At 63.3% G+C, this 24463-nt stretch carries 24 protein-coding genes; 6 read left to right on the top strand and 18 right to left on the bottom strand.

Features of this window, described 5'->3' with window-relative positions; genetic code table 11:
* Positions 1-3: 3 nt before the first annotated feature.
* The 6 genes from DDE20_RS05395 to DDE20_RS05420 all read right to left on the bottom strand — a co-directional run bounded on the left by DDE20_RS05395 (position 4) and on the right by DDE20_RS05420 (position 5980).
* Positions 4-1008, bottom strand: a complete 1005-nt coding sequence (locus tag DDE20_RS05395) for an ABC transporter ATP-binding protein (protein ID WP_116557450.1) — start codon at positions 1006-1008, stop codon at positions 4-6.
* 10 nt (positions 1009-1018) lie between these two features.
* Positions 1019-1849, bottom strand: a complete 831-nt coding sequence (locus DDE20_RS05400) for a carbohydrate ABC transporter permease (RefSeq protein WP_116557451.1) — start codon at positions 1847-1849, stop codon at positions 1019-1021.
* Between the two features lie 13 nt (positions 1850-1862).
* Positions 1863-2729: a carbohydrate ABC transporter permease gene (locus DDE20_RS05405; protein WP_116557452.1), complete on the bottom strand. Its 867-nt coding sequence runs from the start codon at positions 2727-2729 to the stop codon at positions 1863-1865.
* A gap of 113 nt (positions 2730-2842) precedes the next feature.
* On the bottom strand, positions 2843-4108 hold the full coding sequence (locus tag DDE20_RS05410) for an ABC transporter substrate-binding protein (protein WP_240607852.1): 1266 nt from the start codon (positions 4106-4108) through the stop codon (positions 2843-2845).
* 239 nt (positions 4109-4347) lie between these two features.
* Positions 4348-5304 (bottom strand): sugar-binding transcriptional regulator, encoded by a 957-nt coding sequence (locus tag DDE20_RS05415; RefSeq protein WP_116557454.1) that lies wholly within the window; start codon positions 5302-5304, stop codon positions 4348-4350.
* A gap of 7 nt (positions 5305-5311) precedes the next feature.
* Positions 5312-5980, bottom strand: coding sequence for an HAD family hydrolase (locus DDE20_RS05420; RefSeq protein ID WP_116557455.1), 669 nt, complete (start codon positions 5978-5980; stop codon positions 5312-5314).
* A 542-nt stretch (positions 5981-6522) separates the two neighbouring features.
* Here DDE20_RS05420 and DDE20_RS05425 point away from each other — a divergent pair.
* The 3 genes from DDE20_RS05425 (at position 6523) to DDE20_RS05435 (ending at position 11338) form a co-directional block, all read left to right on the top strand.
* Complete coding sequence (locus tag DDE20_RS05425) at positions 6523-8907, top strand: HlyD family secretion protein (protein ID WP_116557456.1); 2385 nt, start codon at positions 6523-6525, stop codon at positions 8905-8907.
* Between the two features lie 67 nt (positions 8908-8974).
* Positions 8975-10165 carry a nucleotide sugar dehydrogenase gene (locus DDE20_RS05430; protein WP_116557457.1) on the top strand — a complete coding sequence of 397 codons (1191 nt, stop codon included), beginning with the start codon at positions 8975-8977 and terminating at the stop codon, positions 10163-10165.
* A 45-nt stretch (positions 10166-10210) separates the two neighbouring features.
* Positions 10211-11338 (top strand): UDP-glucose 6-dehydrogenase family protein, encoded by a 1128-nt coding sequence (locus DDE20_RS05435; RefSeq protein ID WP_116557458.1) that lies wholly within the window; start codon positions 10211-10213, stop codon positions 11336-11338.
* Between the two features lie 8 nt (positions 11339-11346).
* Here DDE20_RS05435 and DDE20_RS05440 read toward each other — a convergent pair whose 3' ends face one another.
* Complete coding sequence (locus DDE20_RS05440) at positions 11347-11922, bottom strand: DUF2239 family protein (RefSeq protein ID WP_116557459.1); 576 nt, start codon at positions 11920-11922, stop codon at positions 11347-11349.
* Positions 11923-12038: 116 nt separating this feature from the next.
* Here DDE20_RS05440 and DDE20_RS05445 point away from each other — a divergent pair, with 116 nt between their 5' ends.
* The 3 genes from DDE20_RS05445 to lepA all read left to right on the top strand — a co-directional run bounded on the left by DDE20_RS05445 (position 12039) and on the right by lepA (position 15567).
* Positions 12039-12362 (top strand): GIY-YIG nuclease family protein, encoded by a 324-nt coding sequence (locus DDE20_RS05445; protein WP_116557460.1) that lies wholly within the window; start codon positions 12039-12041, stop codon positions 12360-12362.
* A 23-nt stretch (positions 12363-12385) separates the two neighbouring features.
* Positions 12386-13546 carry a mandelate racemase/muconate lactonizing enzyme family protein gene (locus DDE20_RS05450; RefSeq protein WP_116557854.1) on the top strand — a complete coding sequence of 387 codons (1161 nt, stop codon included), beginning with the start codon at positions 12386-12388 and terminating at the stop codon, positions 13544-13546.
* 221 nt (positions 13547-13767) lie between these two features.
* Positions 13768-15567 carry a translation elongation factor 4 gene (gene lepA, locus DDE20_RS05455; protein ID WP_165814431.1) on the top strand — a complete coding sequence of 600 codons (1800 nt, stop codon included), beginning with the start codon at positions 13768-13770 and terminating at the stop codon, positions 15565-15567.
* 93 nt (positions 15568-15660) lie between these two features.
* Here lepA and DDE20_RS05460 read toward each other — a convergent pair whose 3' ends face one another.
* From DDE20_RS05460 to secD, 11 genes are all read right to left on the bottom strand, one after another.
* A complete protein-coding gene (locus DDE20_RS05460) occupies positions 15661-16158 on the bottom strand; it encodes an REP-associated tyrosine transposase (protein ID WP_116557462.1) in 498 nt (165 codons plus the stop codon).
* Positions 16159-16248: 90 nt separating this feature from the next.
* The gene (locus DDE20_RS05465; RefSeq protein WP_240607854.1) at positions 16249-17415 is read right to left on the bottom strand and encodes an AI-2E family transporter; all 1167 of its coding nucleotides are present in this window, start codon (positions 17413-17415) and stop codon (positions 16249-16251) included.
* 88 nt (positions 17416-17503) lie between these two features.
* A complete protein-coding gene (locus DDE20_RS05470) occupies positions 17504-18172 on the bottom strand; it encodes a DUF1638 domain-containing protein (RefSeq protein WP_116557463.1) in 669 nt (222 codons plus the stop codon).
* Positions 18169-18711, bottom strand: coding sequence for a DsbE family thiol:disulfide interchange protein (locus DDE20_RS05475; RefSeq protein WP_116557464.1), 543 nt, complete (start codon positions 18709-18711; stop codon positions 18169-18171). Before DDE20_RS05475 ends, DDE20_RS05470 begins: the two co-directional genes overlap by 4 nt.
* Positions 18704-18868: a heme exporter protein CcmD gene (gene ccmD, locus DDE20_RS05480; protein ID WP_240607855.1), complete on the bottom strand. Its 165-nt coding sequence runs from the start codon at positions 18866-18868 to the stop codon at positions 18704-18706. Before ccmD ends, DDE20_RS05475 begins: the two co-directional genes overlap by 8 nt.
* Positions 18865-19611, bottom strand: a complete 747-nt coding sequence (locus DDE20_RS05485; RefSeq protein WP_116557465.1) for a heme ABC transporter permease — start codon at positions 19609-19611, stop codon at positions 18865-18867. Before DDE20_RS05485 ends, ccmD begins: the two co-directional genes overlap by 4 nt.
* 85 nt (positions 19612-19696) lie before the next feature.
* On the bottom strand, positions 19697-20353 hold the full coding sequence (ccmB, locus tag DDE20_RS05490) for a heme exporter protein CcmB (RefSeq protein WP_116557466.1): 657 nt from the start codon (positions 20351-20353) through the stop codon (positions 19697-19699).
* Complete coding sequence (ccmA, locus tag DDE20_RS05495; protein ID WP_116557467.1) at positions 20350-20982, bottom strand: heme ABC exporter ATP-binding protein CcmA; 633 nt, start codon at positions 20980-20982, stop codon at positions 20350-20352. The genes ccmB and ccmA overlap by 4 nt, the downstream gene beginning before the upstream one ends.
* Before the next feature lie 470 nt (positions 20983-21452).
* Positions 21453-21809 carry an Mth938-like domain-containing protein gene (locus DDE20_RS05500; protein ID WP_116557468.1) on the bottom strand — a complete coding sequence of 119 codons (357 nt, stop codon included), beginning with the start codon at positions 21807-21809 and terminating at the stop codon, positions 21453-21455.
* Positions 21810-21813: 4 nt separating this feature from the next.
* Complete coding sequence (gene secF / locus DDE20_RS05505) at positions 21814-22782, bottom strand: protein translocase subunit SecF (RefSeq protein ID WP_116557469.1); 969 nt, start codon at positions 22780-22782, stop codon at positions 21814-21816.
* 9 nt (positions 22783-22791) lie between these two features.
* Positions 22792-24456 (bottom strand): protein translocase subunit SecD, encoded by a 1665-nt coding sequence (gene secD / locus DDE20_RS05510; protein ID WP_116557470.1) that lies wholly within the window; start codon positions 24454-24456, stop codon positions 22792-22794.
* Positions 24457-24463: the final 7 nt, after the last annotated feature.

Genomic DNA, 24463 nt, shown 5'->3' on the forward strand with positions numbered 1-24463 from the left:
CCGTTAGCTGATCCGCAGACCCTGCGCGTCGAATTTATGGATCTGGTCGGCGCGCGGGGTCAGGTGGACGGTGTCGCCGTGGTTCAGCGCCACATCGCCAGCGATGCGCACGGTCACCGGATCGCAGCCGGGGACACCGTGGACATGCAGGAAGGTGTCCGACCCCAGATGCTCGGCGACGCCGACGGTGCCTTGCCAGAGCCCCTCGGTGGTCGAGATGTCGATATGCTCGGGGCGGACGCCGATGGTGGTGGCATTGTGTTTGGCGGCCTCAGTGCCTTCGACAAGGTTCATCCGCGGCGAGCCGATGAAACCGGCGACGAATTTGTTGCGCGGCGTGTGATAGAGATCGAGCGGGCTGCCGACCTGTTCGATCACACCGGCCTGTAGCACGACGATCTTATCGGCCATGGTCATCGCTTCGACCTGATCATGGGTCACATAGACCATCGTGGTCTTGAGCTTCTTGTGCAGTTCCGAGATTTCCATCCGCATGCCGACGCGCAGCGCGGCATCAAGGTTGGAGAGCGGCTCGTCAAAGAGAAAAGCGGCAGGCTCGCGGACAATGGCGCGGCCGATGGCCACCCGCTGGCGCTGCCCGCCCGAGAGCTGGCCGGGGCGGCGGTGCAGGTAGTCGGTGAGGTTCAGCGCCTTGGCGGCGGCTTCGATCCGGCGGTCCTGCTCGGCCTGATCCATTTTCGCCATGCGCAGCGGAAAGGCGATGTTCTTGCGCACCGTCATATGCGGATAGAGCGCGTAGGACTGGAACACCATCGCCAGCCGCCGTTTCGCGGGGGGCAGGGCGGTGGCGTCCTCGCCGTCGATCTCGATCACCCCCGAGGTGGTATCCTCGAGCCCCGCGATCAGCCGCAGGAGGGTGGATTTGCCGCAGCCCGAGGGGCCGACAAAGACGACAAATTCACCGTCAACGATCTCGAGATCCAGAGGTGGAATGACCACCACATCGCCGAAAGCCTTTTTGACCTGCTTGAGTTGGATGCGTCCCATTATATGTTCCTCACTTCACGGCGCCAAAGGTCAGACCGCGGACAAGTTGTTTCTGGCTGAACCAGCCAAGGATCAGGATCGGTGCGATGGCCATGGTCGAGGCCGCACTCAGCTTGGCGAAGAACAGGCCCTCGGGGCTGGAATAGCTGGCAATAAAGGCGGTCAGGGGCGCGGCATCGACCGAGGTCAGGTTCAGCGTCCAGAAGGCCTCGTTCCATGCCAGAATGAAGTTCAGCAGTAGCGTCGAGGCAATGCCGGGGATCGCCATCGGGGTCAGCACATAGAGGATTTCATCCTTGAGCGTGGCCCCGTCCATCCGCGCGGCCTCGAGGATCTCGCCGGGGATTTCGCGGAAATAGGTGTAGAGCATCCAGACGATGATCGGCAGGTTGATCAGCATCAAGATCACCACCAGCGCGGCGCGGTTGTCCAACACGCCTAGTCGGATGCACAGCAGGTAGATCGGATAGAGCACTCCCACCGCGGGCAGCATTTTGGTCGAGAGCATCCACAACAGGATGTCTTTGGTACGCCGTGAGGGCACAAAGGCCATCGACCATGCGGCGGGCACCGCGATCAGCACGCCAAGCAGCGTCGAGCCGCCCGCAATGATCACCGAGTTGGTCAGAAAACGCATGTAGTTCGAGCGCTCGAGCACGACGCTGTAATTCTCGAGCGTCCAGTCAAAGAACATGAACACCGGCGGGTTGGCGATCGCCTCGGCCTCGGATTTGAACGAGGTCAGGATGGTCCAGAGGATCGGAAAGAAGATCAGCAGACCGATGCTCCAGGCGACCACGGTGTTGAGGGCTTTGCGTTGGGATGTGACGGCTCTTGCCATGATCAAATGCTCCTCAGTTATCCAGGTTCTTGCCGACGATGCGCATCAGGAAGATGGCGACGATATTGGCAAGGATGATGGCATAGACGCCGCCGGCACTGCCCAGCCCGATGTTCTGGCTTTCCAGCACGCGCTGGTAGATCAGATAGGTCAGGGTGCGGGTGCCAAAGGCGCCGCCGGTGGTGACGAAAATCTCGGCAAAGACCGCGAGCACAAAGATCGTCTGGATCAACACCACGATGGTGATTGCGCGGCTTAGATGCGGCAGCGAGATAAAGAAGAACCTTGCCAAGGGGGTGGCGCCGTCGATCTCGGCGGCTTCGAGTTGCTCGCTGTCGAGCGATTGAATCGCGGTGAGCAGGATCAGGGTCGCAAAGGGCAGCCATTGCCACGAGACGATGAGGATGATCGAGAACACCGAGGCGTCTTGCAGCCAGACCAAGGGGTCAGCGCCGAAGAACCGCCACAGATGGGCGAGGACGCCGTTCACCGGGTCCATGAACATATTCTTCCAGACCAGCGCCGAGACCGTGGGCATCACAAAGAAGGGCGCGATGACGAGGATGCGGACAATGCCCTGTCCCCACATCGGCTTGTCGAGCAGGATCGCCAGCAAGACGCCAAAGACGATCGAGATCAACAGCACGCCGCCGACAATGATCAGGGTGGTCAGGACCGAGGGCCAGAAGGCGCTGGAAGAGACAAAGCGCGTGAAATTGTTGAAACCCGCAAAGCCAAGATCGCCACCGCGCAGGGGCAGATAATTGCGAAACGAGAACCACAAGGTCATGCACAGCGGCACCAGCATCCAGACGAGGAGCAAAAATACCGCAGGGGCCATCATGATCCGCGCTGCAGATCGCGAGTGCTGGGTTGCCATGCCACATATCCTCTGCTGTGGGGCGCAATGGCCCGTGAGTTTTCGGCTGTAGGGAATAAACGGCCAGAGCCGGAGGGCGACGTTTGCCGCCTTCCGGTGTGACCTGAAGCGGCTTAGCGGTAGCCCGCCGCTTCCATCGCTTCATTGGTGATCGCTTGCGCGTTCTCCAGCGCTTCATCGACGCTTTGCTGGCCGGCGTAATAGGCCGAGAACTCCTGGCTGACTTCGGTCGCGATACCGGCAAACTCGGGGATCGCGGCGAATTGGACGCCGACATAGGGTGTCGGCTCGACCGTCGAGTTGTTGGGATCAGCCGAGAGGATCGAGTCCAGCGTCATCTGCGCGAAGGGCACCTCTTGGTAGTTGGGGTTCTCATAGAGCGAGATCCGCGCCCCCGGAGGCACATTGGCCCAGCCTTCGTTCTCGGCGACCATGTCGATATAGCCGGTGCCGGTGGCCCATTCGATGAACTGCATGGCGGCGTCCTGCTGCTGGGTGCCCGCGGGGATCGCCAGCGCCCAAGCCCAGAGCCAGTTCGAGCGCCGCCCGAGGCCATTGTCGGGTGCCAGAGCAAAGCCGACGCTATCGGCAACGGTGGAATCCTCATTGGTCACGAAAGAGGCCGCAACGGTGGCGTCGATCCACATGCCGCAGAGGCCCTGCTGGAACATCGAGAGGTTCTCGTTAAACCCGTTGGTGGCGAAACCGGCGGGACCGGATTCCTGCATCATATCGTTAAAGAAGGTCAGCGTGTCGCGCCACGGCTGGGTGTCGAACTGGGCGTTCCAGTCCATATCGAACCAGCGCGCGCCAAAGGAGTTGGACATCGCGGTGATCAGCGCCCCGCCTTCGCCCCAGCCAGCCTTGCCGCGCAGGCAGATGCCGTTGACGTCATTGTCACGGTCGGTCATTGCCGCCGCCGCCTCGCGGATGAACTCCCATGTCGGTGCATCGGGCATCTCGAGCCCTGCGGCCTCCATCAGATCGGTGCGATACATGATCATCGAGCTTTCGCCGTAGAAGGGCGCGGCATAGAGCGTGCCGTCATGGCTCAGACCGCCGCGCATCGCGGGCAGGATGTCATCGACGTTGTATTCCTCCGAGAGCCCGTCCAGCGGCACCAGCCAACCGGCGGCGCCCCAGATCGGCGTCTCATACATGCCGATGGTCATGATATCGAACTGGCCGCCATTGGTGGTGATGTCGGTGGTCACGCGCTGGCGCAGCACATTCTCTTCCAGCGTCACCCATTCGACACTGATGCCGGTCTCTTCGGTGAACTGGTCGGTGTAACCCTGCATGCGGATCATATCACCGTTGTTGACGGTGGCGATGGTGATGGTCTGCGCGTGGCTATCGGCAAAACCCGTGCTGGTCATCAGCAAGGTCAGCGCGCTGGCACTGCAAGACAGGCGGCCGAATAAACCGCCAGAAAAACGCGACGTGTAAGACATATAATTCCCCCCAAAGGACTGACACGGCAACTTTCGGTTGCTGGCGGCCAGTATTCGTTATGGGGTGGGCATTTGTCAACATATTTGGGATATTGCTCATGGCGCAGACGGGCAGCGCGCGGCGGGGTGAAAAACACCCGCCGAAAACAAGGCACTGGCTGGTGTCAGGCGAGTGCGAGCACCGCCGTGGCGGTCGCCTCATCGGTGATCAGACCGTTGATCAGCCGCCCGCGACAGGCCGCGAGAATCGCCTTACGCTTGTTCTGGCCCACCGCCAGCCCGATAAACGGGCGCGGATTATCGGGGGTGATTCTGGCGCTGGAGACCCGCCGGTTGGTGGCGCCCTCGATCAGGTTTCCGGCGGCGTCAAAGACCCAGCCGACGATCTCGCCGACCGCGCCCAGCTCGGTCAGCTCCTGACTTTCCTCGACCGAGATAAACCCGTCCATCACCAAAGGCGCGGTGGCGTCGATATGGCCGATGCCGACGAAACTGACATCGGCCTTGGCGCAAAGCTCATGGGTGCGCCGCACCGGCTCTTGGGCCAGCAGCAGCGGCAGTTCCTCGGCATTACGCACCAGCACCGGCAAGGGCATTGGGTTGTGTTTCGAGCCGATCCGGTGGGCCATACGCACGACGATATTGAAGGCCGTCGCGGTGCCATCGGTATGGGTGTTGCCGACCAGCGACACGGTATGGTGCTGCGGGCAATCCATCGTCGGCATATGCTCGATACAGGCGCGCAGTAGGCGACCGGTGCCGAGGGCGACGATCACCGGCGGTTCGGAGAGATAATATTTCTCGATCTCCACCGCCGTCGCCGCAGCCACCCCGTGCAACAGCCCCGGTGCCTCGGGATCGCTGGGCACGATTTCGCAAAAACTCAGGCCGAATTTCTCTTTCATCTGCGCGGCGAGATGCAGGCAATTCGCCACCGGATGATCGAGGCGGAATTTGATCAGCCCCTCGGCCACCGCTGTCGAGACCAGCCGCTGCGCGGTTTGCCGCGACACGCCCAGCTTGCGGGCGATCTCGTCCTGATTGTTGCCGGCGACATAGTAAAGCCAACCGGCACGCGCGGCTTTGTCGAGTTTATCAATGATAACGCTGGGTTTCGCCATAAATCACTTACTTTTGCTTCAAATTCGGGTCGAGGGCGAAGAAATCTGCCCAATTGTCAAATGTCGGCACCTGCGGGGGCGGGATCTGCGCAGGTTGCAGGTTCTTGAGATGCGATCCGCCGGTGAATTGCCACACCGGCATATGCGCCGCCTGTGCCGCGCGCAGACCCGGGACGCTGTCTTCGATCACCAGACAGGCTTGGGGCGCGACCCCCATCTGCTGCGCCGCATAGAGGAAAAGATCCGGTGCCGGTTTACCATGTTTCACCTGACAGGTGGTAAAGACTTTGCCGGCAAAATGCACATCAAGACCGGTTATGGCCAGCGAATTCAGGGCGCGCTCGGGGTTGGAACTGGTGGCGACACAGGCGGGCACGGCGAGGTTTTCGACCACCGAGTGGATATGCGGCATCGGTTGCAGCTCGGCGGCGAAACGGGCCAGCAGCGAGGTTTGAACCGCCGCGGCAAACCTCTCGAACTCACCCGCGCGCGCGCCGATGCCATAGCTTCCGGCGACATCGACGAGGCTGCGCCCGACGCAATCACGGATCGCGGTTTGCTCATCTATATGGACGCCGAGATTGGCCAGTTCCTCGACCAGAACGCGCACCGAGATCGCCTCGGAATCGATCAGCACGCCGTCACAATCGAATATTATCAGCTGGATATCGGACATCGGGCACCCCTTTTGCCAAGGACGGTCGGTCGGTCTTCATTCTGTCGATCTGTTGCCATGGAGGGGCTGCGACGGGTCTTATAGCTAATGGCAAATCGCCGGCGATGGAATACACCCCGATCGCGGCGAATTGTCGGCAGCGGGTTGATATGGTTAACATAGTGGCGGGTGATGGGCCTTGACGCGGAGCTCTGTGGCGGCTTTGCTGCGCTATGGTCGGGGTTTCGGGCCTTGGCCGGTGTTGCGCGAAGCGGGCCAGTCCCTGATTCTCCCCGCGCATTGTTTCCAAATCAGCACCAGCGCCGCAAATATCGCCGGATTGTCCTCTGGTCGCCGCATTGCGGCCATGTTTTGGCGGGATCAATAGCCGTAAGGAAATGGCCCATGGCGCGGCGGATAAGGTGAGTCGCGCGGGTGGGGCAAGTGATGTCAGGCGGATATGTGATGCGCGGTGTAGTGATCGAGGTTCTGGTAGATGTGGCACGGGCAGATGCGCTCTGTGCGGCCCGCGGTCATGGTAAATCCAGCAAGGCAGGTGGGTGATGCAGGGACAATTCGCACCGGTGCCCTTCACCGAGGTTTATATGCGCCATCTGGCAACGCTGGCCGCCTTTGAGGCGCCGCGTCCGGTGGCGCCGCCGTTGAATACCTATGAGCCGGTGGCCGAGGCGGTGGTTGCGTCGGGTGCTGGGACAGATACGGGGCCGGATGTTGGTCCGCAGGCGGTTGCGCCGGAGGCTGCGGCGCCGGTGGCGGATCACGGCGCGTATAACCCGCCGAAATACTGGCCCGAAGAGCTGCGCAAACATAAGCGTGCGCCCTATGCGTCTTTGGCTGAGGAGGCCTCGCCGTTTGAGGGCTTCGAGCCGGAGGCGGAGGAAGTGCCGCCAGCGCCGGAGCAAATGCGTCAGGCGCCCCGGCCTGCGCCGGTTCAGCCTGTGCCCCTGCAGGCCGCGCCCTCGCCATTCGTGCCGCAGCAACCCGTGCCGCCGCAGCCCGCTGTGCAGCAGCCCACCACACAACAAACCACCCCGCAGCCTGAGCGGCGTCAGCCCTATGCGCCCTATGTGCCGCCGCTGCGCGCGCAGGTGCCGCCAGCCGCTGCGGCCGCCTATACCCCGCCGCCGCCCTTCACCGCCTATGCGCCGCCGCAGCCCTATGCCGCAGCACCGCGCGCATCGCATCAGGCGCAGGCGCATCAGACGGGGCGTCAATCCGGGCATCAGTCCGCGCATCAGTCCGCCGAAGAGATGAAAGTCGCCTGGCAGGGGGTCGAATATCCGGTCGCTTGCTGGGATGTGCAGGGGTTTGAACTGGCCGTCGAGATCCCGCGGGTCTTGGCACCGGGGCAGGGACGGCGGGGCGAATTTACCCTGTTGATCGGCACCGGCGGCACGCGCATCGAAATGCGGGTGCAGGCGCGCAGGATCGGCGCCGAGCCGGGTGCCGCGCTGCGCTATGAATTCATTGATATGGCTCCGGCGCAGGCGGGTGTCTTGCAGCGGATCATCGAGACTTCGGTGGTCAATCAGGCGATGGACCTGAGCCGCCAGTGGCATGCGCCGCAATCGCAGCAGCCACAACCTCAGTCAGCGCAGGCGCAGTCGGCGCAGCCGCAACCTCAGGATTGGGACCAATATCAGCCGCAAAATCAGGCGTTTAACCAAACGCCGAGCCAATCGTTCAACCACACACAGTCCCCGCCGCTGACCCGCAGCCAGACGGCGGTCCAGACCCAGACCGCGACCCAAACGGCCACCCAAACCGCGACCCAAGCCCAGACCGAGCCCAAAACAAAGGCGCGGTCGCTGGGCATTGTCTCGATGGTCAAACTGGCGCTGGCGGCGGTTATTCTGGCGGTTGCCGGGCTGCTGACTTGGTCGAGCTTTGCCACCGTGCAGGCGCGTTACGCGGCGGTGACGGTGGCGGCAACCAGCCTCTCGGTGCCGGTCGCCGGACGTTTGAACGCGATGACCGTGCAGCCGGGGCAAGAGCTGCGCACGGGTGAGGTTCTGGGCTTTGTGCATCCCGCCGATCAGGAGGCGCAGGTCGCGGCGCTTATCGAGCACCGCCGCGCGCTCGAAGTCGAACTGGCCGCATTGCGTTCGCAGCGCGGGGCGATGGCGCAGGGGGCGGATGCGGCAGCAATTCCGGCGCCGGCTGCGACGGGCGTGGATGGCGCGGCGCGGGCGCAGCTTGAGCAGGTTCTGGCGCTGGCCGAACGCCGTCTGGCGCTCGAGCGGGACCAGCTGGCGGCGATGGTTGCCAGCGATCTGCCCGCCGCCAGCCTGCAGCGCGATCGCGCGCAGCAAGAGGCTCTGGTCGCCGAGGCCGAGCGCGCGGTGCTGGAGGTGCAAACACAGTTGAGCACAACTGCTCCGGCGCCGATCACGATGATGCAAGGCGGGCTGGGCGACAGCGCGCCGATGGGGGCTTCGGATCTGCGGATTGCCAGTCTGAGCGATGAAATCGACGCGCTTTATGTCCGCGAATCGCGGCTGCAAAACGGTGAGGCGATCCTTTCGCCCTGCGACTGTGTGGTGCAGCAAATCGACCGCCGCGCCGGTGAATGGATCGAGCCGGGCGAGCAACTGGCGCTGCTGCGCGGGTCGGAAACGCCGGTGATCCATGCGCTCTTGGCCAGCGACGCGGCCCGCGAGATCGACATGGGCGACCGCGCGCGGATTGATCTGGCCGATGGCAGCCGTATCGAGGGCCGTGTGGCGCGGATGAATTACGAGGCGCAATGGCCCGGGTACACCGGTCTGCAGGCCGATGTATTTGCCGCCAACCGCTATGCGCGGGTGGAAATCCAGCCGGATATGCCACTGACCGCGCCGGTCGGCACACGTGCCGAGGTTCAGTTGCAGACCAATGAATGGGTCGCGCGGACGACGGCTGCGCTCTACCGGATGGTGGGTCTGTGATGCTCGCCGCCGGTCAGCGCGCGGGTTTGGCGCATATGTGGCGCTGGCGGCAGGGCGGAGGCGGGTGATGCGGATTGCGGTGGCAGGATTGGGCTATGTTGGCCTCTCGAATGCGGTCTTATTGGCGCGGCAGCATGAGGTCTGCGCGATAGATATCGACCCCGCGCGGGTTGAGGCGGTGAATGCCGGACGCTCGCCGGTGATCGACGCGGAATGCAGCCGGTTTCTGGCCTCAGGCAGCCTTGATCTACGCGCCACGCTGGACCCGCAGGAGGCCTATTCAAGCGCTGAACTGGTGATAATCGCCACACCGACGAATTACGACGCGCAGACCCACGGGTTTGACACAAGCAGCATCGAATCGGTGATCGCGGCGGTGCGCGGGGTGAACCCTGACGCACTGATGGTGATCAAATCGACGGTGCCGGTGGGCTATACCGCGGCTTTGCGCGCGCGGCTGGGCTGCGACAACCTGCTGTTTTCGCCCGAGTTTCTGCGCGAGGGGCAGGCGTTGCAGGACAATCTGCACCCGTCGCGCATTGTCGTCGGTGATACCGGCGCGCGTGGAGCGATGGTGGCGGAATTGCTGCGCGCAGCTGCGGAAAAAACGGATGTGCCGGTGCTGTTGACCGATTCCACCGAGGCCGAGGCGATCAAACTCTTCGCCAATACCTATCTTGCGATGCGGGTGTCGTTTTTCAACGAATTGGACACAATCGCCATGGCCACAGGCATCGAATCGCGTGAGGTGATCGAGGGGCTGTGTCTGGACCCGAATGTTGGCAATCATTACAACAATCCCTCCTTTGGCTATGGCGGCTATTGCCTGCCGAAGGACAGCAAACAGCTTTTGGCCAATTTCGCCAGCGTGCCGCAAGAGATGATGCGAGCGATTGTCGATGCCAATGAGGTGCGCAAATCCTTCCTCGCCGAAACCATCTCCAAGAGGGTTGCGGCGGGGAGATCGGCGGGCGGCAAGGGGCTGGTCGGCGTCCACCGGCTGGCGATGAAACAGGGCTCGGATAATTTCCGCGAGAGCGCGCTGCAGGATATCATCCGCAAGCTGGATGCTTTGGGCGTCGAGATGTTGATCTATGAACCGGCTTGGCCCGATGCGCGCTGTCTCGGTCATCCGGTCGAGCGCGATTTTGGACGGTTTTGTGCGGCGTCCGATCTGGTCATCGCCAACCGGATGACGCCGGATCTGGCGCCGGTTGCAGATAAAGTGTTCACCCGTGATCTGTTCGGAGCCAATTGAGTAAACCGGTGTTAACGCGCCGCAGCGTTTGAGTGAGGTAGAGTAATGCGTATTGCGATCATCGGCTTGGGATATGTGGCGCTGGGCGATGCCTTGGGCTTGGCGCGGCGTCATCAGGTGGTGCTGACCGGTCCGGTGCCCGACCGTGTCGAGGCGATCAACGCCGGTGATTTCCCGCTGGGCGACCCGACGCTGGCGGCATATCTGGCGCGTCATCAGCTGGATATCCGCGCGACGCTCGACACGGCGCAAGCCTTGGAGGGGGCGGAACTGGTGCTGATCTCGGCGCCTTTGGCGTTCAGCGCGGATGGTGAGGATTTCTGCACCAAAGAGCTGGAATCGCGTATTGAATTCGCCTTTCAGCGCTGCCCCGGCGTGCCGATTGTGCTGCGCTCGGCGGTGCCGATCGGCTTTACCGCGCAGATGCGCGCGCGATTGGGGGCCAGCGCGCTGCTTTATGCGCCGGAATTCCTGCGCGAATCGCATGCCTTGCAGGACACCTGCGCGCCGAAGTTCCTGATCGTCGGCGACCGTGGCGCATTGGGGGCGAAAGTCGCCGCGGTGTTGCAAAGCGCGGCGCTGCGGGGGGGTGCCGAGATCAAGCTGATGGGCGCGTCCGAGGCGGAGGCGGTCAAGCATTTCTCGCAGGCCTATCTGGCCGCAAGGGTGGCGTTTTTCAATGAACTGGACAGTTACGCGCTGTCCTTCGGGTTGAATGCGCGGCAGGTGATCGATGGGGTCTGCCTTGATCCGCGGATCGGCACCTATGCGAATAACCCCTGTTTCGGCATGGGCGGGCAGCGGGTGCCGCGCAGCACCCAACATCTGAACAAGGTGTTCGGTCAGGTGCCCTCGCAGGTATTGCCGACGGTGACCGGCAGCAACACGTCGCGGATTTCGCTGCTGGTGTCGAAAGTGATGGAGCGCGCGCCGCGCACCATCGGGATTTATAACCCCAAAGGGGTGTCAGGCGCGCGCGATCCGCTGACCTTGATCAGCGAAGGGCTCAAGGCCAAGGGCGCCGAGGTGCGCGAATTCACCGGCGATGCAAGCGCTGATCCCGAGGCTCTGGCCGGGTTCAAGGCGGCCTGCGATCTGGTGCTGGCGCAGCGGATCACCCCGGACCTGCATGATATCAGCGCCAAAGTGTTCAGCCGCGATCTATTCGCCTGAAGCTGCGCCTAAGCCTGTGCCGGAGCTTCGCCTGAGGTTTCGCCCTTGGACAGGCTGAGCGCATAGCGGCGGATATCCTCGGGCCAATCCTGCATTTGCCTGGCGAAAGCCATAAGATCCCCCGCAAAGAGCGCGCGCGTGGCCTCTTCATATCCGGGGAGATCCCCGCCGAGCGCATGGATAAAGCGGTAGGCCGCCTCATGCGCCTGACGGGCCTCGGTGGCGCCGCCATCGGCGCGGCGGGCCTCATCAACCAGCCGTCGCAGCGTCGCCGAAGCGCCGCCCTTTTGCTGCGAAAGCCACTCCCAATGCCGCGCCAGAAGCGTGATCTCGCGCGGGATCACGCCGAGTTTCGGGCGACCGGGGCCGCGTTTCTTGGGCGCTTCCGCGGGTGCTTCGGGCGCAGGTGCCTCAGGCTGGGGATAGCCGCGCGGGTCGATGTCGATGACCCGCCCCGAGCGATCCTCGAAGACCAAGAGCCCCTCGGTATCAGCGGTGTCGCGGGCGATCCGGTGCAGCGGGCCGCGGGCCAGCATTCGGGTGCCTTGAAAGGCGGTGCATTGGGTGGCGGGGTCTTGGGTCATGTTAGGTGCTCCTTTGCCGCCTTGAAACACAGGCGCGGGGGCTGAGTCAATATTACCCGTATAAAATTGACGCGGCTTTTGCGAGCTGTTATGCAGCGGCAACACAGGAGACAGCGATGCCCGAGACCCGCCGCGCGATGAGCGCCGCCTATAAGACCCGCAAATCCGACGCGGGGATCTATGCCCTGCGTATGGGCGATGCGCTTTGGGTCGGCAGCACGCCGACGCTGGCCAGTATCGAGAACCGGCATGGCTTTACCCTGCGGCAGGGCTCGCATCCGAATAAAGCCTTGCAACAAGCGTGGCTTGCGGCGGGCGAGAGGTTCACGTTCGAGACCCTCGAGCATTTGGACCCCGATCTGAGCGACTTGGCGCGGGCGCGGTTGCTCAAGGAGCGTTTGGCCTATTGGCAGGAGGAGTTGGACGCGCCTAAGGTCTGAGCCAAATGCAACCGGAGCCTTTGATGACCAGCCTGAGCCGCCTCGATACCTTTCACAATGAATTCGTCTGCTTCGTCAAAGCCACCGCCGAGGATGGCGCGGTCGGCTGGGGGCAGACTTCAAGTTACAACGCCGACATCACTGCGGCGGTGTTTCACCGGCAGATCGCGCCTTGGGCCTTGGGTCAGCCGGTGGGCGATATCGCGGCGCTGGTGAACCGGATCGAGCGGGCGGAGCATAAATACCCCGGCAGTTATCGCAGCCGCGCTTTGGCGGGTCTGGACACGGCGCTTTGGGATATGGCGGGGCGGCGCGCGGGCCTGCCGGTGACGGCGCTGATCGGTGGCTCGGCGGGGGCGCTGCGCGCTTACGCCAGTTCGATGCTGCGCGATATCACCCCCGAGGCCGAGGCCGAGCGGCTGAAACGGATTTGCGGCGAGCAGGGGTTCACCGCCGCCAAGTTCCGCATCGGCGCCGAATGCGGGCAGGATGTGGATCAATGGCCCGGGCGCACCGAGGCGGTGATCCCCGCGGTGACACAGGCGCTGGCAGGGATCGACACGCTGGCGGATGCGAACTCGGGGTTCTCGGTGGCGCGGGCTGTGCAGGTCGGGCGGATGCTGCAGGATCATGGCGTCGGCCATTATGAAGAGCCGGTGGCGTGGTGGGATCTGGAGGCCACGCAGGCGGTGACGCAGGCGCTGGAAATTGATGTGGCTGGCGGTGAGCAGGAGTGCGATCTGGCGACATGGAAGCGGCTGATCGCGATGCGCGCGGTCGATGTGGTGCAGCCGGATGTGATGTATCTGGGCGGGTTATCCAACACGCTGAAAGTGGCGGGTTGGGCGGCTCAGGCGGGGCTGCCTTGCACGCCGCATGCGGCTAATCTGGGGCTGGTGACGCTCTGCACCATGCATCTGATGCGGGCGCTGCCGAACGCGGGGAAATACCTCGAATTCTCGATTGAGGGCGATGACTATTACCCGTGGCAGCGGGAGTTGTTTCTGGGCGATCCCTATGCGGTGACGGATGGGCAGCTGCATGTCAGTGAGGCGCCGGGCTGGGGTGTCGAGGTCAATCCGGCGTGGCTGGAACGGGCCGAGCATCGCGCCTCGGTGTTTGGCGAGGATGCGGGCAGCGATTACGCGCGGCTTTACAATGCGACGATTGCCAAGGGGCTGTGACGCGCGGCGCTCTGGCAGGCGAAGCGCGGCGAATCGGCTCTGGCGGGGTGGCGAATCGCGGTGGATCGGCGGGCGGCGCGGCGTGCCTATCGCCTTCATATGCGGGTTATAGGCGCGATTTCGCGGTGCAGAGGGGCCGGCGATGCGCCGCTTGGCCGCAATCGCGCGGATGAGGTGCGGATACCATTGACGGGGGGTGTAAACCTGCTCATATGCCGCTCATGACCGATCTCGCCAAAATCCGCAATTTCTCCATCGTGGCCCATATTGACCACGGTAAATCCACGCTCGCCGACCGGCTGATCCAGCTGACCGGCACTGTAGCTGCGCGCGAAATGAAGGCGCAGATGCTCGATTCGATGGATATCGAGCGCGAGCGCGGTATCACCATCAAAGCCAACACCGTGCGGATTGAATATCCGGCAAAGGATGGCGAGACCTATATTCTCAACCTGATCGACACGCCCGGTCACGTCGATTTCGCCTATGAAGTGTCCCGCTCGATGCGCGCTGTGGAAGGCTCGCTTTTGGTGGTTGATGCCTCGCAGGGTGTCGAGGCGCAGACGCTGGCCAATGTCTATCAGGCGCTCGACGCGGATCACGAGATTATTCCGGTGCTCAACAAGGTTGACCTGCCGGCTGCCGAGCCCGAGCGGGTGGCGGCGCAGATCGAGGATGTGATCGGCATTGATGCCTCGGACGCAGTGCAGATCTCGGCGAAATCGGGGCTGGGTATTCCCGATGTGCTGGAAGCGATTGTGCACCGTCTGCCGGCGCCCAAGGGCGACCGCGACGCGCCGCTCAAGGCGATGCTGGTCGATAGCTGGTATGACAGCTATCTCGGCGTTGTGGTGCTGATCCGCGTCATCGACGGGGTGATCCGCAAGGGCGACCGGATCAAGATGATGCAGACCGGCGCGGTCTACGGGGTTGATAAACTGGCGGTGCTCAAGCCGAAGATGATCGATATTCCCGAGCTGGGGCCGGGCGAGATCGGCATCTGGACCGGCAGCATCAAACAGGTGCGCGACACCCGTGTCGGCGATACGATCACCAGCGAGAAAAAGGGTTGCGAGGCGCCTCTACCGGGCTTTAAGCCGGCGCAACCGGTGGTCTTCTGCGGGTTGTTTCCGGTCGATTCCAATGATTTCGAGCCGCTGCGTGAAGCGATCGAGAAGCTGGCGCTCAATGACGCGTCCTTCAGCTACGAGATGGAAACCTCGGCGGCGCTGGGCTTTGGGTTCCGCTGCGGGTTTCTGGGGCTGTTGCATCTCGAGGTGATTCGCGACCGGTTGGAGCGTGAATATGACCTTGATCTGATCACCACCGCGCCCTCGGTGGTCTATCATGTGTTCATGCGCGACGGCACCAAGATCGACCTGCATAACCCTGCGGATATGCCCGATCTGACCCATGTTGACCGCATTGAAGAGCCGCGGATCAAGGCGACGATCATGGTCCCCGACGAATATCTCGGCGATGTGCTGAAACTCTGTCAGGACCGTCGCGGGTTGCAGGAAGACCTGACCTATGCCGGTAGCCGTGCGATGGTGATCTATGATCTGCCGCTCAACGAGGTGGTGTTCGATTTCTACGACCGGCTGAAATCGGTGACCAAAGGCTACGCGAGTTTCGACTATCAGATCACCGGCTACCGCGAGGATAATCTGGTGAAAATGTCGGTTCTGGTCAACGACGAGCCGGTGGATGCGCTGAGCATGATGGTGCACCGCGACCGCGCCGAGATGCGCGGGCGGGTGATGTGCGAAAAGCTCAAGGATCTAATCCCGCGGCATATGTTCAAGATCCCGATCCAGGCGGCGATTGGCGGGCGGGTGATCGCCCGTGAGACACTCTCGGCGCTGCGCAAGGATGTGACGGCGAAATGCTACGGCGGCGATGCCTCGCGTAAGCGCAAGCTGTTGGACAAGCAGAAAGCCGGTAAGAAGAAGATGCGCCAGTTTGGCCGCGTGGAAATCCCGCAATCGGCGTTTATCGCGGCGCTGAAGATGGACGATTGAGCGCCCTTAGAATTGAGTGACGGGTAGGGTGTGTGCTTTGCACGCACCCTTTTTCATGCGGTGTTCTGGTTCGGTGCGTGCAGAGCACACACCCTACGGCTGAGGCTCGGGCCGTGAAAAATGCCCCATCGCCAGCTCGCGGTGGATCGAGGAAAAGGGCCAGTTGAACGGCGTCTTGGCGAGGTTTTGCTCGACCGGCGCGTTCCAGCAAAACCGCAGATGCCAGTGGTAATCCGCGTCATCGCGGATGTGATGTTCCCAAAACCGGCGTTGCCAGATACCGCGCTCGCGCCGTGCGATATGGCTGGCGCGCCGTGTCCCCCGTGGCAGCCCTTGCGAGAACCGCGTTTTGATCAGCCGCCAGCGGGTGGCGTAATCGGCGTCACGCTCGGGCAAGGTCCAGACGCAGTGTAGGTGATCGGGGAGCACGACAAAGGCGTCGATGATAAACGGGCGCTCGGTTTTGGTGCGGGCGACCGCATGGCGGAGGCGCTGGACCTCGTCGATCAACAGGCTGCTGCCGCGCTGGGCCAGAGCGACGGAGAAGAACACGGTGGCCCCGGGGAGCCTTGGGCGCAGATAGTTGGACATCTGCTGATGGTAACCACGGAAGGGTTAACCAATCCTGAGCGTGCGGCAGGCCATATATGGGGCAGGAGAGGGCGCGCGTGCCTTGGGCGCTTACTCCGCCGCCTGATTGCTTACCGGTTTGGCGGGATTGGCGGGGGCGCCCATGCGTTCGTCTTCATCGCCGAAATCCGGCAGGCCTTCGCGGCTGAGCAGCACCGCAACGGGGCGGGCCGAGGGGATATGCGAGCAGACGATCATGATCGCGACCATGATCGGGACCGCCAGAAACATCCCCGGGATGCCCCAGACCGCGCCCCAGAACGACAGCGAGACGATGATACCGAAGCTGGACACCCGCAGCGCGCGGCCCATCAGCATCGGGTCGATCACCGAGCCGAGCATGAATTGCACCATCCCTGCGATGACGAAGATCAACAGCGCGGTGGCCGGTTCCGGCACTTGGATCAGCGCGACGAGGGCCAAGAGGATCGTGGCGATGATCGAGCCGACCGAGGGGATGTAATTGAGCACGAAGGTCAATATCGCCATTGGTCCGGCGAAATCGAGGCCGAAGCCCTGCATCACCAGATAGACGGCAACGCCGGTGGCGGCGCTGACCCCGGTTTTGACCAAGAGATAATGGTTCACCCGCCGCACGATGGAATGGATGATCCGCCCGACGCGCGCGGCGCGGTCCTTGTCGTCCATCAGGTTTTCCAGCTTGGTGCCGAACCACAGGCGCTCGGCGAACATAAAGCCGACGAAAAGGATCACCAGCGTGGTGGCGGAGAGGAGGTTACCGGCCTGACCGGCGAGGGTGGTGATATAGCTGGAGACCTGGATCGAGCGGATCGAGGCTTCGACGGTGGCTTCGGCCTCGGGCGAGAACAGCGCCGCGAGCCGCGCCACGGCCGCAATCGCTTGATCTGTATAGGTGAGGGTCGTTGTGACCACCGAGTTGACCTGCGAGATCACAATCGCCGAGAGGGTCAGGAGCACCACTGCAATTAGCGTAAAGGCGGCCATGGAGGCGAGCCAGTTGGTGATCTTCCACGAGCCGATGCGCAGCCGCGAGAAAGCGGTGATCGCGTCGGCGGTGAGCGCAAAGAGGATGATCGCGATGACCAGAGAGATCAGGATGAACCGCGCCTGCACCAGAAGAAACAGGATCATCGAAAAGGCGATGATGCCCAGAAACCACGTCTGCAATCGGTATCTTTCGCCCAGCGACAGGTTGCGGGCGTTTTGGGATTTGGCGGCTTTGGATTTGGTCTGCACGGTGATCGGCGCCTTCGGCGAATGGTTGTGAAAAACCCTAAGCGTTGCCGTCTATGCTGACAAGCGGGGGCTTCAGGCGGGGGTGGGCTTAGGCGCGGGTGGCGCGTTCCAGCACCGGCGCGAGATCGCCGTAGCCGGTGAAGCGGCGCTCATAGGCGAGCGAGAGTTTACCGGCCCAATATTCGGCGCGCTGATCAAGCTCGGGATTGTCGGTCTGCGCCAGATAGATCAGCGTCTCGTAATTGCCGAACATCATCTCAATCAACTCGGGGTGGCGGTCAAAGCCCATCGGACGCCAGACGAAGGCCTCGAACTGGCGGACCAAAAAATCGGTCAGGTAAAAGGCGGTGATCTCGTCGTCGGCGCGTTCGGCGAAAGCCTCGTTGCCGGTGAAAAACGAGTAGCAATGCGGGCCTTCGACCATTTCGACGCCGAGCGCCTCGCAGCGCGATTGCAGCAATCCGCCGGTGCCGCAATCGGCATAGACCACCAGAATGCGGCGGTATTTGTCGCGGAATTTATGCACCGCCGCCTCGACCGCATCGGGGATTTTTTGCGGGTAGAGATGCAGGTTCGCGGGTAGGCAATGCAGATCGAGTTGATCCCAGCCGTTCATTGCCTTGAGCGCGAGGATTTCATGCGCCAATGCCCCGCAGGCCAGCGCCAACACCTTGCCCGACCCGCTGGCCTCCAACCCTTGGGTGGTCAGTTGCGCATCACTGGCGGCTGGGCTGGCTGGCGGGAATGGCTGGGTCAATTGGTGGCTCCGGCGCGTTCCATGGCGGGGCGGATGCGGGTGGCGATGATCTCATCGGTCAGGGGGCCGGCGTGGCGCATGACGATATTGCCCTCGCCATCAACGACAAAGGTTTCGGGCAGGCCGAGCACGCCCCAATCCAGCCCCGTGCGGGCGCGGGGATCGGCGCCGATCGCGGCATAGGGATCGCCGAGTTCCTCTAGGAAATCCTCGGCGCGGGCCGGTTCGTCGCGGTAGTTGACGCCCAGAACGGTGACGCCCTCTTGCGTCAGATCCTCGAACAGCGGGTGTTCGGCGCGGCAGGGCGGGCACCAAGAGGCGAAGAAATTGACCAGCGTCACTTCGCCGTCGCGGATCATCTCATCGGTGAACAGAGTGCGTTCGCCGAGTGTTTCCAGCGTGATCTGCGGCGCCGGATGGCCAGCGCGGGCCGAGGGCAGATCGTCGCGGTCCTCGCGCAGATTGCCCACCGCCACAAAGGCGACAAACCCCGCCAGCAGCACCGGAGGGAGGATCAGGAGAGGGTTGATCTTAGCCATGTGTCTTCCGCTTCAATCGAGTTTCAACTTGCGCCAGCGCGCGTTTCACACGCCGCGCGCGCAGCCATATCCAACAGATAAGCACGCCCAGAAGGGAAAGCGAGGCGAGATAGGCCGAGACGATCTCGGTGGTATAGGCGCCCAGATCCGGCATCATCCCGCCCCTCTTTCTTGTGCCCTTTCGCGGGCGGTGAGCGCCTGCATCCGGCGGGCGCGAATTTCAGTGCGGGTGCCGGCCAGAACCAGCGCCAGAAACAAAAGCACAAACCCGGTCATGCACAGATAGAGCGGGCCTTTATAGGCCCAATCCATCCGCTCGCCCGGGGCGACGCTGAGCGAGGCGCCCTGATGCAGCCCCTGATTCCAGAATATCGCCGCATAGCGCGAGAGCACGGCGAAAACCGATCCGACAAGGCAGAGAACCGACGTCAGATCGGCGGCGGTGTCGGGGTCCTCGATGGCGGACCAGAGCGCGATATAGCCGATGTAGAAGAGAAACAGGATCAAGAACGAGGTCAGCCGCGGATCCCAGACCCACCATGTGCCCCACATCGGTTGCCCCCAGATCGCGCCGGTCATCAGTGCGATCAGCGTCATCGTGGCGCCAATCGGGCCAGCGGCTTTGGCGGCGAGTGCCGAGACATGGTGGCGGCGGATCAGCCAGATCAGCGAGGTCACCAGCATCATCGCCCAGGCGTTGATCGCCAGAAAGGCCGAGGGCACATGCAGGAAGATGATTTTCACCGTCGAGCCTTGGCGGAAGTCATCGGGGGTGAAGAAAAATCCCCAGACCAGCCCGATCCCGATGGAGGCCGTCGCGAGGACCGCCGTCAGGGGCAGGAGAAAGCCCGAGACTTTCATGAATTTCACCGGATTAGCGTATTCCCAGAGCGATGCCATAGGGGGTTCCTAGTCGTTGTCTATTGAGGGCTCAAGGCACTAAGGCGTGATCGAAGGGGCGGGCGGTTGCGGGGCATGGCGGGCGCTACCTCAGGTTGATGCGCAGCGCAAAAGCGGCGGCAAAAGGCAGCAGGGCGAGCGAGCCTGCGGTGATCCCCGCAAGCAGGGCAAGCGGGGTGGTGATGTCGAGCCCCTGCGCCGCGCGGGTGACGGATTGGGCGCCAAAGACCAGTGTCGGCACGTAGAGCGGCAGCACCAAGAGCGATAGCAGCAGCCCGCCGCGTTTGAGCCCGACGGTGAGGGCGGCGCCGAAGGCACCGATCATGCTGAGCGCAGGGGTGCCGATCAGCAGCGAGAGGAGCAGCGCGGCATAGGCGGTGATGGGCAGATTGAGGAGCACGCCGAGGAGCGGGGCGGCCAGTGCCAGCGGCAGGCAGGTGGTTAGCCAATGGGCAAGCGCCTTGATCGCGACGACGCCTTCCATCGGGATTGGCGAGGTGGCGAGAAGGTCCAGCGAGCCGTCTTCGAAATCGAGCGCAAACAGCCGGTCGAGGGACAACAGGCAAGCGAGCAGCGCGCCGACCCAGAGGATGCCGGGGGCGATGAGGCCGAGGGTGCTCTGGTCGGGGCCAACGCCCAAGGGCACCAGCACCGCGAGGATCAGGAAGAAACCGAGGCCGAGGCCGAAGCCGCCGCCAGCGCGGAAGGCGAGGCGCAGGTCGCGGATCAGGAGGGCGCTCATAGGAAGGCCCCGTCAAAGCCGAGATCGTCAAAGCCGAGATCCGCGGGCATTTGAGCCTTATAGGGCGTGAGATCAAGGCGTGCGGCCTCGGAAAGTCCGAGGTCAATATGGGTGGCGATCAGCGCCGCACCGCCTGTTGCCAGATGCGTGCGGATGACCTCGGCAAAGAGCGTGACCGAGGCGGTATCGAGCGAGACCGTCGGCTCATCGAGCACCCAGAGCCAGCGTTTGGTCACCAAGAGCCGCGCCAGCCCGAGGCGGCGCTTTTGACCGGCGGAGAGGGTCTGCGCCGGGCGATCAGCGAGATCGGCGAGATTGAGGGACTGGAGCGCGGCGTCGATGCCCCTGTGCCCGTGGATCGCGGCCCAGAATTGCAGGTTCTCGGCGACGGTCAGCGTGGCTTTGATCCCGTCGGCATGGGCGGCATAGGCGATTTGGTCAGGCGGGCAGGTGATCTGGCCTTGCAGGGCCGGTTGCAGCCCGGCGATGGCGCGCAGAAGCGTGGTTTTGCCGCAGCCATTGGGGCCGCGCAGCACCAAAGCTTCGCCCGCGTTCAGGGTGAAACTGACCCCTTCGAGCAGGGGGATGCCGCCGCGCGCGACGGCAAGATCGGTGACGCGCAAATCCATAGCGGTGGCTTAGCGGGTTTGCCACAGGGCTGCAAAGGAAACTGGGCGGGCGCGACAATCTGGACCGGTTGCGGCGGTGGTGATGGCGGGATGTTGGGGGAGGGGGTGCGTCGCTCGGGGCATCGAACCCCTCGCGCCGCGCGTGCGTGAAGCACGCAGGCCTGTTGCGAAGGTGGCGCGGTAAGGCCTTGCGTGGCGCATGGAGCTAAGGGGGGCGCCCGACCCTGGGTGGGCGCGCGCAACCGCGCCACTGCGCGCTGTGTTTCAAAGCAGTGATGCCGGTCGCGCCACTCAGGGCATCGCCAAGGCGCCCTCCCGGGGGGAGGGTCGGGCGCGGCCCGGGTTTCACCCGGGCCCTGACAGTTGATGAAGGTGAAAGCAGGGGGCTATGCCCCCTCGACGCGGGGCGTCTCACCCCCAGGATATTTGGGGCACAAAGTGGGGGTGGGCTGCGCTGGTGTGGGGCGTGGTTACTCGGTGGCGAGGAGGGCGACGGCGACGCGGCGGCCCTCGGAAAGGAGCACGTTATAGGTGCGGCAGGCCGAGGTGGAGGCCATGATCTCGAGCGCGAGACCGGCCTCTTCGAGGGTGGTGCGGAAGGCGGCGGGCAGCGGGGTGATCTCGGGGCCGGTGCCGATGAACAACACGTCGATCTGGCCGGCGAGGCCGAGGAGGGTCTCGGTGTCCTCATAGCCGCCCCAGGCCGCAGAATGGCCGGGGGCGAAGAGGGTGGGCGCCGGGTAGACCTCACCGCCGAGGCGGTAGAAATCCGGCCCGTAGCTTTCAATCGGCAAGGCATTGCCAAAATCGACTTCGGTCACGCGCATGGGATCACTCCGAGGTGGCGAATTGGGTGCCGGGCGTGTCGCCGCCGCCTTTGCCCCAGTCGCGTTTGATGCCCAGTTGCTTGACCACCACCGAGGCGACATAGACCGAGGACCAAGTGCCGACAAAGACGCCCCAGATCATCGCGAAGACAAAGCCGCGGATCACATCGCCGCCGAGCACGAAGAGGGCGATCAGCGCGATCAGCGTGGTCACTGAGGTCATCAAGGTGCGCGACAGGGTCTCGTTGAGCGAGAGGTTTAGAACCTCGATGACGGGGCGCTTTTTGAACTTCACCAAATTTTCCCGCACCCGGTCGAAAACCACCACCGTGTCATTGAGCGAATAGCCGACGATGGTCAGAAGCGCGGCGATAATCGCCAGATCAAAGCGCAGTTGCACCACCGAGAAGACGCCGATGGTCAGCACGATGTCATGGACCAGCGCCGCCACCGCGCCGAGGGCGAACTGCCACTCAAACCGCAGCCAGATATAGACCAGCACCGCGCCGAGGGCGGCGAGCACCGCCAGCACCGCTTGCTGGACCAATTCGCCGGAGACCTTGGGGCCGACCGATTCCACCGAGGTAAAGCGCAGGGTCGGATCGACCCCTTGCAGGGTGGCCTCGACCTGGTTGAGCACCTCGGGGGCCACCGCTTCGGCGCCGTCCTGGGTCTGGATGCGGATCGTCGCCACATGCTGGTCGGCGGCATAGGTCGGATCGAAGACCTCGGTGATGGTGATATCGCCGAGATCGAGCGGCGCCAGCGCATCGCGGTAGGCGCCGACATCCACCGCCTGGGTGGCGTCGGTGCGGATCGAGGTGCCGCCGCGGAAGTCGATGCCGAAGTTCAGCCCGAAGGTGAAGAACGCCGCAATCGACAGCACCATCAGCAGCGCCGAGAGGCCGAAGGTGAAGCGCCAAGGGCCAAGGAAGTTGATATTGGTCTGATCGGGGACGAGTTTGAGTCGCATGATCTGTCCTCAGAGCTTGAGCGTCTTGGGGCGGCGGCGCTCGAACCAGAACACGATCAAGAGCCGTGTCACAAAGAGCGCCGAGAATACCGAGGTGATGATCCCCAGCCCCAGCGTGATGGCAAAACCGCGCACCGGACCGGAGCCAAGCGCGAAGAGGATGGAGGCGGTGATAAAGGTGGTGATATTGGCGTCGAGAATCGCCGACATCGCCTTCTCATAGCCCAGTTCAATGGCCCGTGCCGGACCGCGCGCGGTGCGCAATTCCTCGCGGATACGCTCGAAAATCAGCACATTGGCGTCGACCGCCATGCCGATGGTCAGCACGATACCGGCAATGCCGGGCAGGGTCAGGGTGCCGCCGATCATCGAGAGGATCGCAAAGATCATCGCGATATTGAGCATCAGCGCGGTATTGGCGATGACGCCGAAGAGCCCGTAGCTGAGCCCCATATAGACCAGCACTGCCGCCATCGCGACCAGCGCGGCGATCTTGCCGGCGTCGACACTGTCCTGGCCCAATTCGGGGCCGATGGTGCGTTCCTCGAGGAAGTTCATCCCCGCAGGCAGGGCACCGGCGCGCAGAAGGATCGCCAGATTGGTGGTTTCTTCCAGCGTGAAACGGCCGGTGATGATGCCCGAGCCGCCCGAGATATGGGCCTGAATGACCGGCGCCGAGATCACCTCATTGTCGAGGACGATGGCAAAGGGGTTGCCGATGTTATCCGCGGTATAGAGGCCGAATTCGCGCGCCCCCGAGGGGTTGAAGCGGAAGCTGACCGCGGGGCGGCCGTTCTGGTCGAAATCGGGCTGCGCATCGACCAGTTGCTCGCCGGAGACCACCGGTGTCTGGTCGAGCACATAATAGACGCCCTCTTGGTCCATCGAGGGCAGCACCAATTGCCGCGGCGCCGGTGTGGTATTGGCGTCGCTGGTGGTGCGCACCACCGGATGGAAGGTCAGGCGGGCGGTGGTGCCGATCAGGTCCTTGAGTTCCTCGGCCGAGCCGATGCCCGGCACCTGAATCAGGATCCGGTCGGTGCCTTGGCGCAGGATCGTAGGCTCGCGGGTGCCGACCTCATCAACGCGGCGGCGGATGATTTCCAGCGATTGCGCCATCGTGCGGTCGTCGGTGGCCAGACGCTCGGCCTGCGAGAGGGTGATGACGATCTGCCCGTCCTCGATCGAGATCGCCAGATCCTGCTGGCCGATGCCGGTCAAGGTCTGCATCGGGCGCGACAGGGTTTGCACGATTTCAAGTGCCTGCTGCAACCCGTCCTCGTTGGAGACCGCCACGCGCAATACGCCGGGATCCTCGGAGGGCATGCGGCGGACACCGCCGACGGTGGCACGCTCGGGGCGCAGGAGATCGCGGACCTCGGGCCAGAGCGCGTCGATACGGTCGACATAGACATCCGAGACCTGCACTTCGGCCAGAAGATGCGCACCGCCGCGCAGATCAAGCCCGAGGTTGATCAGATAGGAGGGCGCCCAATCGGGCCAGAGCGCGCGTTCGGCCTGAAGCTCGGGGCTGTCCTGCCCCGCTTCGATCAGGGCGACAGCGTCGTTATGGCGCTCGACACGGTCATAAAAGATATTCGGAACCGCATAGATCACCGCAGCCAGACACAGCAAAATGATCAGCGCGCGTTTCCACATAGAGAGTTGCAGCATGGTGGAG

The sequence above is a fragment of the Pararhodobacter oceanensis genome, from assembly GCF_003076755.1.
Lineage (GTDB): Bacteria > Pseudomonadota > Alphaproteobacteria > Rhodobacterales > Rhodobacteraceae > Pararhodobacter > Pararhodobacter oceanensis.